The organism is Lysobacter sp. Root916, assembly GCF_001429785.1.
Lineage (GTDB): Bacteria > Pseudomonadota > Gammaproteobacteria > Xanthomonadales > Xanthomonadaceae > Lysobacter.
Genome location: NZ_LMJF01000014.1, coordinates 1 through 14295 on the forward strand (window position 1 = coordinate 1; position 14295 = coordinate 14295).

Genomic DNA, 14295 nt, shown 5'->3' on the forward strand with positions numbered 1-14295 from the left:
GCGTCACGTTGCCCGTGTTCGTCACCGTGAACGTGTACGGGATCGTGCTGCCCGCCGTCGCACCCGTAGGCGCACCGGCGACCTTATCGATCGTCAGCGAAGGCGCAGGCGCGAAGGTATTGGTGATCGTACAAGTGGCGGCATCGCCCAGCGCCAAGGTGATCTGGTTGCCACCGGTGACGGTGGCGCCCGTGCACACCCAGCTCGAAGCGGTGTAACCCGCGGGGCCACCGGCTTCCGTCAGGAGGTAGTTGCCCGGATTGACCTGGGCATTGGTGACGGTCGCGGCGCCTTCGGTGCCGGTGATCGTGGTCGGACCCGTCGCCGTCAGTGTCCAGTTGGTGTCGATGGCGGTGCCGCCACCGGTGTTCACCACGGTCTTCTGCAGGGTCAGCGTCGCGGGAACCGGCGTGTTGGCATACGTACACGTGGTCGCAGTGGCGCTGGCGCCGATCGTGAGGCTACGTCCAGTAGCGCCGCTAGCCAGCGTACTGCCGCCGGCGCAAGCCACGGTAGTGGTGTATCCGGCCGCGGTGGCACCGCCGCCGAAGGTTTCGGCCGGCAGGGTGACGACGTCGCCCGCGAACACGGTCACGGCCGTGCCGGTGGCGTTGGTCGGCGCGGTCGCGCTGAAGGTCGGGTTGGCGGTGCCGCCGGTGGTGGTGGCYGAKGCGGTGTGGCCGCTCACGCTGCCCGCCGCCCAGCTCTTGGCCAGGTTCAGCTGCTGGGCGATACGCGCATTGGTGTAGGTACAGGTGACCGCGCTGCCCGGCATGGTGATGGTGCGGCTCAGGCCGCTACCGGTCACTGCGACCGGGCTGCTGCTCGCATCCGTACACACCAGGGTGGTGGTGTAGTTGGTGGCGGCGCCCGTGGTGAAGRCTTCGGYCARGGTCACCGTSGAGCCGATGGTCGCCTGCGCGGTCGCATTGGTGGTGGTCGACGGCGCGGTCGAAGTGCCGGCGGTAGCGCCGGTCACGCTGGCGCCGCTGACGGTCAGGCTGACCGCATTGCCGGCGATCGCGTTGGTCCAGGTCTTGGACAGCGTCACGCCGAAGTTGTTCGGCGTATTGGTGTAGGTACAGGTGGTCGCGGTGGCGCTGGCGCCGATCGTGAGGGTACGACCGGTGGCGCCGCTGGCCAGGGTACTGCCGCCGGCGCAAGCCACGGTGCTGGTGTAGGTGGAYGCGGTGGCRCCGCCGCCGAAGGTTTCGGCCGGCAGGGTGACGACGTCGCCCGCATAGACGGTCACGGCCGTGCCGGTGGTGTTGGTCGGCGCGGTCGAGCTGAAGGTCGGGTTGTTGGTGCCGCCGGTGGTGGTGGCYGAGGCGGTGTGGCCGCTCACGCTGCCCGCCGCCCAGCTCTTGGCCAGGTTCAGCTGCTGGGCGATRCGCGCATTGGTGTAGGTACAGGTGACCGCACTATCGGCGGGCATGGTGATGGTGCGGCTCAGACCGGTGCCGGTCACGGTGACCGGGGCGCTGTCGAGCGCGCGGACGCAGGCCAGGCTGGTGGTGTAGTTGGTCGCGGCGCCGGTGGTGAAGGCTTCGGTCAGCGTGACGGTGACGCCACCGCCGGCGGTGGCCGTGGCGTTGGTGGTCGTGGACGGCGCGGTGGAGGAACCCGCGACGGCGCCGTTGGCGCCGGTGATGGTGAGGCTGACCGCGTCGCCGGCGAGCGCGTTGGTCCAGGCCTTGGTCAGGGTGATGTTGCGCTGGATCGGATCGCTGTCGGTCGCGGTGCAGACGCCGGTGGTGCTGTTGAAGTTGGCCGCGCCATTGGTGCTGGTGCACAACGTGCCTGGGTTCTGCACGCCGGTGGGCGGCGTGACCGTGGCGGTGTTGACGGCGTTCTGAGCCAACGCGGGCAGCGAGACCGCCCCCAGCAGCAGGAGCAGCAGCGACTTGCGAAAGCAGCGACCGACTACCGTCAGCGCTCGATTGATGTCTGCAGCCACGTTGCACTCCCCCTGAACCATTTCAGCCTCGTACCCACCGCCAACACCCCCGAGCGGCCATCCGAGCCATCGAGCTGCGCCAGTTCCCCTAATGGGATTTTTTTGTCCCAATCAGGATTGTATAGGCAATTACCATGCCAATAAGAAAACGGTCCCAGTCCCGGATCCGTTTTATTTCGGGCGTTCTTTCACAATTTTTAGGACCTTCAGCGTCACTTGGTGACTCAAAACGTCCTTAACAGCGCAGGTGCCGAACGGCTTCCGCCCCCGCCGGAGCGGTAAAGACTTGGCCAAAACCGGCGTACATCGGTTGCAGCAGCGGACCTGGCGCATCGGCGGTGCGGCTACCGATGTCCGGGGCGCTGGGCTTCGGCTGGGCGGGGGCGGCACATCTAAGCCACCAAATCTTTCTCCTGCTCAGCCCAATCGCGCCGCATCCGGACCGGGTCCGTTGATATGGATCGCGGAAGCGCGGCCACAGAGGACATCGCGGGGCACGCCCGCTACAGGGACAGGGCCACGATCGGGGCGGACGCGTGGCGCGAACAGGCACACTTAATGCCCACTGAAGGCTCTAAATTGATGGCTTTTGGCTGCGTACAGAGGCTCGACCATGCGCCTGGGCTCTCCATCCGCGCACACGCAATGCACGCAAGCACTTGAGATTGCGAGGCACAAGACGAACAATGTGAAGACCGTGTTCCAAATCGGAAAATCACGGTCCAGCAACAAGTTAGGCTGACTTTTTGCACCAGTCTTGTGTATTTTTCACAAGCTGAACCTTTTGCCCGTCCCGACGCGGCGTTTGCGTCTCCCGCTTCGATTCAAGGCAATTGGTACCGTTTCCATGCTTGCGGAGACCCACATCCCATGAAGTCGTCTCACCCGACCATCGGCGGCCTGTTGCGTTCGCTGCGCGCGCGCAACAAATGGACGTTGAAGCAGATGAGCGAACGCTCCGGGATTCCGTTATCCACCCTGTCCAAGATCGAGCACGACCGTCTGTCGCTGACCTACGACCGCCTGCAGCAGCTCAGCGAGCGCTTGAACATCCGCATGTCGGAACTGTTCGCCGAAAGCGAGGACGCCAGCGTGCCGGCGGTGACCGCACGCCGCAGCATCGGCCGGGTCAGCGATGCCGTGCGCATCGACTCCAAGAACTACGAATACTTCTATCTATGCCCGGAACTGCGCCGCAAGCGCATGGTGCCGAGCGTGGCGAACCTGCGCGCGCGTAGCCTGGAAGAGTTCGGCCCGTTCCTGCGCCATGCCGGCGAGGAATTCATCTACGTCCTGAAGGGCACGGTGGTGCTGCACACCGAGTTCTACGATCCGCTGACCCTGGAGGAAGGCGAGTCGGTCTACATCGACTCCAACATGGGCCACGCGTATGTGATCGGGCCCGATTCCGACGCCGCCACGGTGATGGCGGTGGCCGCGACCGACGACGATCAGAGCGTCATCGAAGCCCTGATGGCGACGAACGACTAGACCCGAGGCGGGTGCGGAGCCGCCCGGATCCCGGCCGCGCTTGCCGCCCGACCCGGTTTATTGACGGAATGCACAATTTAGCCTCACATATTTGTCGAAACGGCTTGCAATTCTCCGATCTGGACAATTAGTCTTGCGGTGAGAATTATGCGTGCCGATTGCAATCGGCACGGGCATGGTCGGGCGCTCGCAAGCGTAGCGAACGACACATCCAGGCCACGCGGCCTAGCTGAGCGGAATTCGTGGCACTTCCTAGGTGCCGCCGCCGCAGTAAGACGCGAGCCTCGCCGCCGGTATCGACGCTGAGTAGCTGTCTTTTGAGCCCCGGCCTAGGTCGGGGCGATTTTTTTGCGGCGCGGCGAGGCGATCAGAGCGCGCTGCGCGGCGGCAACGACCAGTCGATCGCGGCCAGGCCCTGCCGGCTCAGGTAGTCGTTGACGGCCGAGAAATGCCCGCAGCCCATGAAGCCGCGGTGGGCCGACAGCGGCGAGGGGTGCGGCGCCTTGAGCACGCGATGGCGGCGCGCGTCGATCACCTTGCCCTTGGCCTGGGCGTAGCTGCCCCAGAGCAGGAACACCAGCCCTTCGCGTTCGCGGTTGAGGGTATCCACGACGTGGTCGGTGAAGCCTTCCCAGCCCTTGCCCTGATGGCTGCCGGCGCGACCCTCCTCGACCGTCAGCACCGCGTTGAGCAACAGCACGCCCTGGCGTGCCCACGCCATCAGGTAACCGTGGTCGGGACGCGCCAGGCCCAGGTCGCGGTGGATTTCCTTGTAGATGTTCTCCAGCGACGGCGGCACCGTCACGCCCGGCTGCACCGAGAAGCACAGGCCGTGGGCCTGGCCCGGCCCGTGGTACGGATCCTGGCCGAGCACGACCACCTTGACCTGATCGAACGGAGTGGCGTCGAAGGCGGCGAAGATCTGCGGGCCCGGCGGATAGATACGGGCGCCGGCCGCCTTGCGTTCGCGCAGGAACGCCGACAGCGCGCGCATGTCCTCGCGCTCGAACCAATCGCCGACGCGCGCTTTCCACGACGGCTCCAGCTTGACCCGCTCGCCGCTGTCGCCGTTCATGAGGATGCGCGCTCGGGCAGTCGTGCCAGGCGCAGCTGGAACAAGGTCTTGGTGACCAGCAGGCGCTCTTCGATCGGCTTGAGCACCAGGTCGTTGGCGCCGGCGCGCAGCAGCTCGCTCTGGTTGTGGCGGTTGGCGTCGCCGGTCATCACCAGCACCGGCAGACGGCGCTTGCCGTACTTGAAGTCCTGGCGCAGGCGCTCGAGCAGGTCGTTGCCGCTGAGCGCGCCTTTCAGATAGACGTCGGTCAGCACCAGATCGGCGCCGACGTCCTCGGCGCCGCGGTGGGTTTCCAGATACTCCAGCGCTTCTTCGACGCCGATGAAATGCAGCACCTGCAAGCCGTGGCGTTCGAGCATGCGCTTGGTCGCCACCGCGACCACGCGGCTGTCCTCGACGTAGAGCACGCGCGCGCCCGGGATCGGCTCGGGCTGCACGTAGCCGCGAATGAAGGCCGCGAGCGCGCTGTGGCCCAATGCCTTGTCGAAATAGTCGGTGACGTCCTCGGTGAAGCTGCGCGACTCCAGATGGGCCTGGGCATCGCCCGAGACAACGATCACCGGCACGTAGGCCTGGCCGCCGGCTTCGCGCACGCTGCGCGCCAGGCCGATGCCATCGCCATCGGGCAACACCAGCGAGGTCGTCACCAGGTCGACCGCGCCGCCGTCCAGCGCCGCGCGCGCCTCGGCGATGCTGCCGCAGGGCACGACCTCGACATTGGGCAGCTCGCGCGCGAGCACGTCGCCGATGAGCTTGCGCACCAGTTTGGAACCGTCGACCACCATCACCCGGGGGGCGGCGTTGTCGAAATGGCGTAGATCGTGGCTATGCATGCGGGACGGATCGGGTCGCTATCGACGACGGCGCAAGGGAGTCCGAGTTTAGGCGCGAACGGCTACGGATTCCGAGTCTCGCGTTCCGTCCCGGCCAGATCGTCTACGGCGACCGCGCCGCTCAGGTGTCGGTGGGCCGGGTCTGGCGCAGGTAATGCCCGGTCACCAGCCCCGCGCCCAACCAGCCCAGCACCGCCGCGCCGACGACGATCGCCGCGGCGTAGCGCAGGTCGAAGCCGTGCAGGGCGAATGCGCTGCCGTAGCTGCGCGCGAGTTCGGCCAGCGGCTCGCGCAGGGCGAAGTCGGCGGCGGTCAGCAGGGCCAAGGCCAGCGCGCCCGCGGCCAGGCCGTAGCACGCGCCCAGGTACAGGAACGGGCGCCGGATGAATCCGTCGGTCGCGCCCAGCAGTTGTAGCACGCCGATCTCCTCGCGCCGCGACTGGATGTCCAGCCGCACGGTGTTGCCCACCACCAGCAGCGCGCCCAGACCCAGCAGCGCCGCCAGCACCCAGGCCAGGCGGCTGCCGAAGCGCAGCCAGCCGTCCAGACGCTGTCGCCACCCGGCATCGTGCTGGACCAGATCGGCGTCGGGCAGGGCCTTGAGCGATTCGGCCAGCAGCAGCTCGTCGCCCCTAGGGGTGATCAGCAGCAGGCTGGGCAGCGGATTGCCTTCCAGAGTGCCGATCGCCTCGCCCAGGCCGCTCTTTTCGCGCAGCTCGGCCAGGCCTTGTTCGGGCGTACGCAATTCGATCGCGGCGATGTCGCGACGCGCGCGCAATTCGTCGGCGAGCGCGCTGGCGCGTTCGGCGGCGAGACCGGGCTTGAGGAACAGCGCGATCTGGCGCGATTGCTCGACGTCGCCGGTGAAGCGTTCGATGTTGGCCAGCGCCGCCCACAGGCCCAGCGGCAGGGCCAGCGCCACCGCCATCACACCGACGGTGAGCGCGGTCGACCAGGGCTTGCGCAGCATGCGGCCCAGGCTGGCGACCAGACTGTAGACGTGGTGATCGACCCAGGTGCCCAGGCGCGAACGCGAATCGGAGGGCGCGGCGGCTTTGGCGTTCATTCGGCCAGATCCTCCGGCGAGATGTCGTCGACCAGGCGCCCCTGATTCAAGACCAGCACGCGCTTGCGCATGCGCTTGACCAGGCTGAGGTCGTGGCTGGCGACGAGCACGCTGGTGCCGCGCTCGGGCAGCGAGGCGAACAGGGCCAGGATCTCGGCCGACAGGGTCGGGTCGAGGTTGCCGGTGGGTTCGTCGGCCACCAGCAGACGCGGTTCGCCGACGATCGCGCGGGCGATGCCGACGCGCTGTTGCTCGCCGGCCGACAGCTCGCCCGGCAGCGCACGCTCGCGCGTGGCCAGGCCGACCTTTTCCAGCACCGCGCGCACGCGCTTGGCGATATCGCCGCGGCGCAGGCCGCGTAGCAGCAGCGGCAGGCCGACGTTGTCGGCGACGCTGCGATCGGCGAGCAGGCGATGGTCCTGGTAGACCACGCCGATGTCGCGCCGGTGCAGGGCGACGCGGCGGCCGCGCACCTTGAGCAGGTTCTTCTCGCCGAACAGCACCGCGCCGCGGCTGGGCCGCTCGCTGAGGTGGATCAGCTTCAGCAGCGTGCTCTTGCCGGCGCCGGAATGGCCGGTCACGAACAGCATCTCGCCGGGGGCTACCTCGAAGCTGACTTCGCTCAGCGCCTCGTGGCCGCTGCTGTAGCGTTTACTGACGTTGTCGAAGCGCAGTACGGTCATGGCGGAAGTATCGCAGATGCGCGATTCGCGAGAACACATCACGTTTCCCGGCGCGGGCTTGCACTAGCGTGGCCCTGCGGTCGGCAGGGACGACTCGGTCGCAACGGCGGGGTCGTCGACGCCCCGCCCCACGACCTTCCCGGCTCACCGCGGGCGCAACGCGCCGGTCGGCCAGCCGCAGCGGTCGCCGGCGCAACGCCGGCGCGCGCACCGTTCCCGCAGCACTCGCTTCATGCCCGGCAACGGCCCGGCAGCGCCCTGACGTCGTGCAACAAGGAAGGCACCACGATCGACCACCGTCGCCGGCCAGTCGACACCGGCAGGCGTTCGGTTCCGGCTTTCATTCTTAAGGAGAAGAATATGCAAACCACCCGGCTACAAATCGCGGTCGCCCTGGCCCTGGCCTTGGGCCTGCACAGCCAGAGCGCCCGCGCCGAGCAGTACGACCCGCCGCTCAACATCGGCACCATCGGTTGCCCGGCCGGCTCCACCGGCTACGGCAACGCCCGCTTCATCGTGTTCCCATCCTGGGGCAGCGCGCCGCCGAACTGGCGCCTGACGATCTGGTGCAGCGCCGCCGGCGCCGGCCGCCGCACCCACTTCGAACCGGGCGGCGGCGGCGTGTTCGCGCCCTGGCCCAACCTGGGCGGCGCCTTCGGGGTCGGCTGGCCGCCGCCGCCGAACTACGGCAATCAATTCCAGTTGCTCGACGTCGACAGCGATGGCGATCTGGACGTGTTCCAGCTGCTGGAAACCGCGCCCAACACCTGGACCGTGTTCCTCAACCGGGCGCTCTGAAACCGGGCGCGCCCAGCCCGCTTAGGTCATCGCGACCGATCGCGGCACGCTCGGACGCAACGAAAACGGGCGCCCCAGGGCGCCCGTATCGTTCGACGGCACGGGCCTGCGGCCCGTCCGCCTCAGTGCTGCGAACGCGGCGCGCGCGTGACCAGCGACTTCAGGCCGCGGCCGATGCGGCTGAGCAAACCGCCGGGCTTGGCCTCGCCCTCGCCTGCCGGAGCCGGCTTGGCGGGGCCGGACTTCGCCGCCGGTGCCGCCTTGGTCGCGGCGACCGGGGCGGTCTGGGCCGTCGCGCCCTCGGCGCCCTCGATGCGGCGACCGCCGCGACGGCGACGCCGCTTGCGCGGGGCGTGCTCGCCCTCGACCGCCGCCGGAGCGGTGGCGACCGCAGCGGCCTCGGTTTCCGGACGCGGCTTGCGCTCGGGACGCGGCGGACGCGGTGCGGCGCCTTCGGCCGCTGGTGCGGCGGCGCTGGGCTCGCGACGCGGACGCTCGCTGCGCGAACCTTCGCGGCGCGGGCCTCCCTCGCGACGGCCACCGTCGCGCGAACCGCCGCTGCGGCTGCCGCTGCGACCGCCGCCGCGGCGTTCTTCGTCGGCGGCGCGCTGCTCGCGCGCTTCCTTGAAGATCGCGCCGATGCTTTCGTTCTCCTCGCCTTCCTCGCCCGCCGGCACTTCGCGCGGCTTGCGCGGCAGCGCGACCAGCAGGTCGGCGTCGACCGTGGCCACCGGCAGCTTCTGCTCGATGTAGCTTTCGATGTCCGGCAGGCTCATCGCGTAGCGCTCGCAGGCGAAGCTGATCGCGTCGCCCTCGGCGCCCAGGCGCGCGGTGCGGCCGATGCGGTGGACGTAGTCCTCGGCATCGAACGGCAGGTCGTAGTTGTAGACGTGGCTGACGCCGTCGATGTGCAGGCCGCGGGCGGCCACGTCGGTGGCGACCAGGATCTCGAGCTGGCCCTTCTGGAACTTGTTGAGCAGCGACTCGCGCTTCTTCTGCGGCACGTCGCCCGACAGCACGCCGACCCGGTAGCCGCCGCGCTCCAGCGAACGCGCCACGCGCTCGACCCAGACCTTGGTGTTGACGAACACCATGGTGCGCGCGCCCTCGGAGCGCGACAGCAGGCCCAGCAGCAGCGGGATCTTTTCCTCGTCGGACGGGAAGTACACCTTCTGGCGCACCTTGGCCGCGGTGATGAACTCGGTCTCGACGACGATCTTCTCGGGCTCGTTCATGTGCTCGTAGGCCAGCTCGAGCACGCGGTGGCTCAAGGTGGCCGAGAACAGCAAGGTCTGGCGCTCGGTGCGGATCGGCATGCGACGCAGCAGGAAGCGGATGTCCTTGATGAAGCCCAGGTCGAACATGCGGTCGGCTTCGTCGAGCACGCACATTTCGCAGGCATGCAGCGACACGACCTTGTGCTGCTTGACGTAGTCGATCAGGCGGCCGGGCGTGGCGATGATGACGTCGGCGCCCTTCTGCAGCAGCTCGCGCTGCTTGTCGTAGTCGACGCCGCCGTAGACCAGGGCGAACTTCAGGCCCAGCTCGGAACCGAACTTGACCGCGTCCTTATGGATCTGGATCGCCAGTTCGCGGGTCGGGGCCAGGATCAGCGCGCGCGGATCCTCGGGCTTGCGCTCGGCCAGGGCCGGGCTGGTCAACAGGCGGTTGATGACGGTGACCAGGAAGGCCAGCGTCTTGCCGGTACCGGTCTGGGCCTGGCCGGCGACGTCGCGCCCGGTCAGCGTGATCGGCAGGGTCAGCGCCTGGATCGGCGTGCAGCGCGAGAAGCCGGCGGCTTCGAGGCCGGCGAGCAGGCTGGGATGCAGTTCGAACGAGGAAAACGTGATATCGGTTAAAGGCTTGTCGCTCATGCGTCTTAAGGGTCCGCGCGCAGAACTGCGCTTGCGTGGGTGGCGTCGGCGAAGCAGACTGCCGGGGCCGGGCAGACCCCATGGCCGACCCGACGTTCTGCCTCTGGAAGAGGCCGTGGCGCAGCCCTTGAAGGTGCCGCGAAACGCCCCAGTTTACAGTAAGCCCCCGCCCGGCACGGCCCGCCCGGGGATACCATTCAATATGAGCCCGTTCCGTACGGGCGCGTACCCCCGCAGGAGATCATCCCCGTGAGCGAAAAAGTTCTGCATGCTGGCGATTCCGACTTCGATGCCACCGTGCTGCAGTCGTCCGAACCCGTCCTGGTCGACTTCTGGGCCCCCTGGTGCGGCCCCTGCAAGGCGATCGGGCCGATCGTCGAACAGCTCGCCGACCAGTACGAAGGCAAGGCCAAGGTCGTGAAGGTCGACGTGCAGGAGTTCCCGTCGCTGGGGGTTCGCTACAACGTGCGCAGCATCCCGATGCTGCTGATGTTCAAGGACGGCCAGGTCCATTCCAGCCAGCTCGGCGCCCCGCCGAACATCAAGTCGCTGCTGACCCAGATGATCGACAAGGCGATCTGATCGCCCCCCGCCTACGCCCGCCCACGCCGGGCGTAGGTCGCCGGCTCGCCCGGCAACGTGAACGGCAGGCCCCATAACGCTTGCCGCCGCGCAACAGCAGTGCTAGTTTCGCAGCACCCGGCGCCGAACCGTAGCACTGGCAGCGCCGCACCCCCTCTCGCAAAACCATCATCCACCCACGTCCCCGACGTCCCGCTCGCTGCCTGCGAGCGCTCGCCCTTAGCGAGGAATCCCTGCTTGTCCGATAACACCCCCGACGCTGGCGATATCGCCGAAAAGCGCGTGCGTAAGCCGCGTGTCGCCAAAGCCGACGCCGCTCCCGCAGCCGCCAGCCCGTCCGCTCCCGCTCCTGCGCCCAGCGCACCGCCGGCCGCTCCGGCGCCCGCGCCGGCCGCCCCCGCCGCTTCTGCCCCCTACTCTGGCGACTCCGCACCGGCCTCGTCCGGCGCAGATGGCGCGCCGCAGGGCGGCAACGACGGCGGCAACGCCCAACGCGGCGAAGGCGGCTACAACAACGATCGAGGCGGCAACAACAACCGCCGCGACCGCTTCCGCAACCGCCGCGACCGCGATCGCGACCGTGGCGGCCGTCCGCGCGACGAAGGCATGTCCAACGACGGCGGCAACGGCGAGAACTTCGTCCCGCGTCCGCACCCGCAGGTGCCGGAAGGCTTCCCGCAGTACTCCTTGGGCGACCTCAAGCGCATGCCGGCGCCCAAGCTGCTCGAAATCGCCGACCAGCTGAGCATTCAGGAAGGCGTGGCCCGCGCCCGCAAGCAGGACGTGATTTTCGCCCTGCTCAAGGTGCTGACCCGCCACGGCGAAGGCGTCGCCGCCGACGGCGTGCTGGAAATCCTGCCCGACGGCTTCGGCTTCCTGCGCGCGGCCGAGGCCAGCTACCTGGCCGGCCCGGACGACACCTATATCTCGCCCAGCCAGATCCGCCGCTTCAACCTGCGCACCGGCGACCACCTGTCCGGCCGCATCCGCTTCCCCAAGGACGGCGAACGCTATTTCGCCCTGTCCATCGTCGACACCATCAACGGCGAGCCGCTGGAAGCGTCCAAGAACAAGGTCCTGTTCGAGAACCTGACCCCGCTGTTCCCGCGCCGCAAGTTCCGCCTCGAGCGCGGCGACGGTTCGACCGAAGACATCACCGGCCGCATCCTCGACCTGATGGCGCCGCAGGGTAAGGGCCAGCGCGCCCTGATCGTGTCGCCGCCCAAGGCCGGTAAGACCATGCTGATGCAGCAGGTCGCCACCGCGATCACGCACAACCACCCCGACGTGCACCTGATCGTGCTGCTGGTGGACGAGCGTCCGGAAGAAGTGACCGAAATGCAGCGCACCGTGCGCGGCGAAGTGGTCTCCTCGACCTTCGACGAGCCCGCCGGCCGCCACGTCCAGGTCGCCGAGATGGTGATCGAGCGCGCCAAGCGCCTGGTCGAACACAAGAAGGACGTGGTGATCCTGCTCGACTCGATCACCCGCCTGGCCCGCGCCTACAACAACGTCGTGCCGAGCTCGGGCAAGGTCCTGACCGGCGGCGTCGACGCCAACGCCCTGCACCGCCCGAAGCGCTTCTTCGGCGCGGCGCGCAACGTCGAGGAAGGCGGCTCGCTGACCATCATCGCGACCGCCTTGATCGACACCGGCAGCAAGATGGACGAGGTGATCTACGAAGAGTTCAAGGGCACCGGCAACTCGGAAGTGCACCTGGACCGCCGCATCGCCGAAAAGCGCGTCTACCCCGCGATCAACATCAACCGCTCCGGCACCCGCCGCGAGGACCTGCTGATCGAGCCGGAGCTGCTGCAGAAGATCTGGATCCTGCGCAAACTGCTGCACGGCATGGACGAGATCGGCGCGATGGAGTTCCTGCTGGACAAGATGAAGACCACCAAGTCCAACGACGAGTTCTTCAGTTCGATGAAGCGCTGAGGCGCGACCCGAACCGTCAACGAAACGCCCCGCACCGCGGGGCGTTTTCGTATCTGATGCCTGCCCCACAAAGAAAACGGCCCCGCGTGTGCGGGGCCGTCGTCGTATTGCCCGATCGTCGCGCTTACAGCCCGCGACCGCCGCCCTGCGTGGTCTGCTGCGCGGTGGTTTCGCCGGCCGCCATGTTGCGCGCGGCGAGCTGGCTGCTCACTTCCAGGCTTTGGCTGGAGCCGGCCGCGACGTCGATCGAGACCATGCGCCGGTTGGCCGAGGCCGGATCGCCCTGGACCGCGAACAGCTTGCTGCCGTCCTTGCTGGCGAACAGGTGATCGACCTGGGTCAGGCCGCCGTCGCGGGTGGCCGGCACCAGCGCGGCGGCCAGGTTCTGCTGCTGTTGCGGGTTGAGCTTGACCTGCGCGGGATCGACGCCCTTGAGCTTGTCCAGCATGTCCTTGTACATGCCGTTCAAAGCGTTCGCGCCGCTGGTCAGCACGCCGGCCACGCGCAGGCCTTCATCGACCGCGCCGCCGACCTTGTTGGTGTTGCGGTTGGCCGCTTCCTGCTGGGCCGCGGGCAACAGGTAGGTGCCGCGCTCGCGGTCGCCGTCGCGATCGCGCACGTAGCGTTTGACGTCCTGCAGCTCCAGTTCCAGGAACTCCTTGGACGAACCCTTCGCGGCCTTGGCCAGATCGACCGCCTGCTGCGCGCTCAGGCGCTCCAGGCCCTGGCCGGAGGCGAGGATGTCGACCAGCGACTCGGGCTGCACCTTCTGCTTGAGGAAGGCCAGGAAGCGCTCGCGCGTTTCCGGGTTTTCGCCCATCGCATCGAGCACGCGGGTGGCGGTGGACAGGGCGTTGCCGGCGTCGGTGGGCATGCCCGAGATCTGGCGCATCACGCCGCTGATCGCCTTGCGCGGCTCCAGGCCTTCGGCGAACGGGAAGCGTTCGCGGAACTCGTCCCAGCGTGGCGCGAGGATCTCTTCGCGGATGTGCTTGATCAATTGATACGCGCCGGCGGCGAAGGCGACGATGGCCACGCCCACGGGGGCGACGCCGATCAGGCCGCCGACCAGGCCGGAGTTGCGCGCGCCCAGCAGCAGCGCGGTCTGGCCGACGTCGCCGGCCAGCTTGAAGCCGTTGCCGAGCAGGTCGAACGCGGCATCGACGCGGCGGTCGGTGTCCAGCGGCTTGCGGGTGATCGGATCGCGGCCGTTGAACACACGCTCGGCGTCCTGGCCGATGGCCTTGGCGTCGTTGGCCACGCCCTTGATCGCGCTGTAGCGCTCCAGGATCTTGGCCGCCTCGCGTTCGCGCCCGGTGCTGGTGGCGAACTGCAGCACCGCCGCCATCGCCACCGCGTCCACCGGCTGTCCGGCCTGGCTGGCGGCGGTGCCGGCCTTGATCGCGGCTTCCAGCGCGGCCAAGGTCTGGGCGACGTCGGCGTGCCCACCGCTTTGGGCGAGCTGCTGGAGCTCGGCCAGCGGCTTATCGACGGGCGCGTCGGGGCTGGCGTCGCGTTGCGCCGACCAGCTCTTGGCGTAACCGACCAGCGAGGTCTGCAGGGTGGCCGGCAATTCCACCGCGTAACCGTGGAACGGCGGTGACACGCGGCCGTCGGCGCGGGTCTCGCCGGGGTACAGCTTCCAGGTCAGGGCGGTCTGGGCGAGCGCGCCGCCAGGCCCCGAGACCGAGGCCACCGTGGCTTCGAGGGTGTCCTCGTCCACGACCTGGCCGTTGCGCTGCAAGGCGTCGGCGACGACCGCACGCAGCACGGTATCGCGCGACCATTCGTCGTCGGCGGGCAGCAGCGCCGTGTAGTTGAGGGCGCGGTCCTGCGGCGCACCCTGTCCCGCGTACCAACGACGGGCCACCGTGGCGTTGCCGCCGCGTGTGCCGCTGTCGTCCGAAATCGAATCGACTACTGCATTCATTAGCACTTACTCCTTGTCCGGTGAACTAGCTCCTGGTGAACCAACCCTCGGGCACTCCGGCCCAG

General features: G+C 68.4%; 11 protein-coding genes. 4 read left to right on the forward strand and 7 right to left on the reverse strand.

The features are described 5' to 3' along the window. Window positions 1–1957: hypothetical protein (locus ASE35_RS14830; protein WP_157489498.1), on the reverse strand; the 1957-nt coding region annotated here is incomplete at its 3' end. Window positions 1958–2827: 870 nt separating this feature from the next. Here ASE35_RS14830 and ASE35_RS14840 point away from each other — a divergent pair. Beyond that, window positions 2828–3448, forward strand: coding sequence for an XRE family transcriptional regulator (locus ASE35_RS14840; RefSeq protein ID WP_056177885.1), 621 nt, complete (start codon window positions 2828–2830; stop codon window positions 3446–3448). Between the two features lie 367 nt (window positions 3449–3815). Here the strand turns inward: ASE35_RS14840 and ung are convergent, their stop codons facing one another. From ung to ftsE, 4 genes are all read right to left on the reverse strand, one after another. Next, a complete protein-coding gene (gene ung, locus ASE35_RS14845; RefSeq protein WP_057164342.1) occupies window positions 3816–4523 on the reverse strand; it encodes a uracil-DNA glycosylase in 708 nt (235 codons plus the stop codon). Next, window positions 4520–5356: a response regulator gene (locus ASE35_RS14850; RefSeq protein WP_056177881.1), complete on the reverse strand. Its 837-nt coding sequence runs from the start codon at window positions 5354–5356 to the stop codon at window positions 4520–4522. Before ASE35_RS14850 ends, ung begins: the two co-directional genes overlap by 4 nt. 121 nt (window positions 5357–5477) lie before the next feature. Then, window positions 5478–6422, reverse strand: a complete 945-nt coding sequence (gene ftsX / locus ASE35_RS14855) for a permease-like cell division protein FtsX (RefSeq protein ID WP_057164343.1) — start codon at window positions 6420–6422, stop codon at window positions 5478–5480. Continuing rightward, window positions 6419–7105: a cell division ATP-binding protein FtsE gene (gene ftsE, locus ASE35_RS14860; protein ID WP_057160140.1), complete on the reverse strand. Its 687-nt coding sequence runs from the start codon at window positions 7103–7105 to the stop codon at window positions 6419–6421. Before ftsE ends, ftsX begins: the two co-directional genes overlap by 4 nt. A gap of 360 nt (window positions 7106–7465) precedes the next feature. On the opposite strand from ftsE, the gene ASE35_RS14865 reads away from it, so the two are divergent. Continuing rightward, the gene (locus ASE35_RS14865; protein WP_057164344.1) at window positions 7466–7903 is read left to right on the forward strand and encodes a hypothetical protein; all 438 of its coding nucleotides are present in this window, start codon (window positions 7466–7468) and stop codon (window positions 7901–7903) included. Between the two features lie 122 nt (window positions 7904–8025). On the opposite strand, the gene rhlB is transcribed toward ASE35_RS14865, so the two are convergent. Continuing rightward, complete coding sequence (gene rhlB / locus ASE35_RS14870; RefSeq protein ID WP_057164345.1) at window positions 8026–9777, reverse strand: ATP-dependent RNA helicase RhlB; 1752 nt, start codon at window positions 9775–9777, stop codon at window positions 8026–8028. Between the two features lie 249 nt (window positions 9778–10026). Here rhlB and trxA point away from each other — a divergent pair, with 249 nt between their 5' ends. Both trxA and rho read left to right on the forward strand, forming a co-directional pair. After that, window positions 10027–10359: a thioredoxin gene (gene trxA, locus ASE35_RS14875; protein ID WP_056177872.1), complete on the forward strand. Its 333-nt coding sequence runs from the start codon at window positions 10027–10029 to the stop codon at window positions 10357–10359. Between the two features lie 237 nt (window positions 10360–10596). Next, window positions 10597–12300 carry a transcription termination factor Rho gene (gene rho / locus ASE35_RS14880; RefSeq protein WP_056177870.1) on the forward strand — a complete coding sequence of 568 codons (1704 nt, stop codon included), beginning with the start codon at window positions 10597–10599 and terminating at the stop codon, window positions 12298–12300. Window positions 12301–12424: 124 nt separating this feature from the next. On the opposite strand, the gene ASE35_RS14885 is transcribed toward rho, so the two are convergent. After that, complete coding sequence (locus ASE35_RS14885) at window positions 12425–14230, reverse strand: XVIPCD domain-containing protein (protein ID WP_057160137.1); 1806 nt, start codon at window positions 14228–14230, stop codon at window positions 12425–12427. Window positions 14231–14295: the final 65 nt, after the last annotated feature.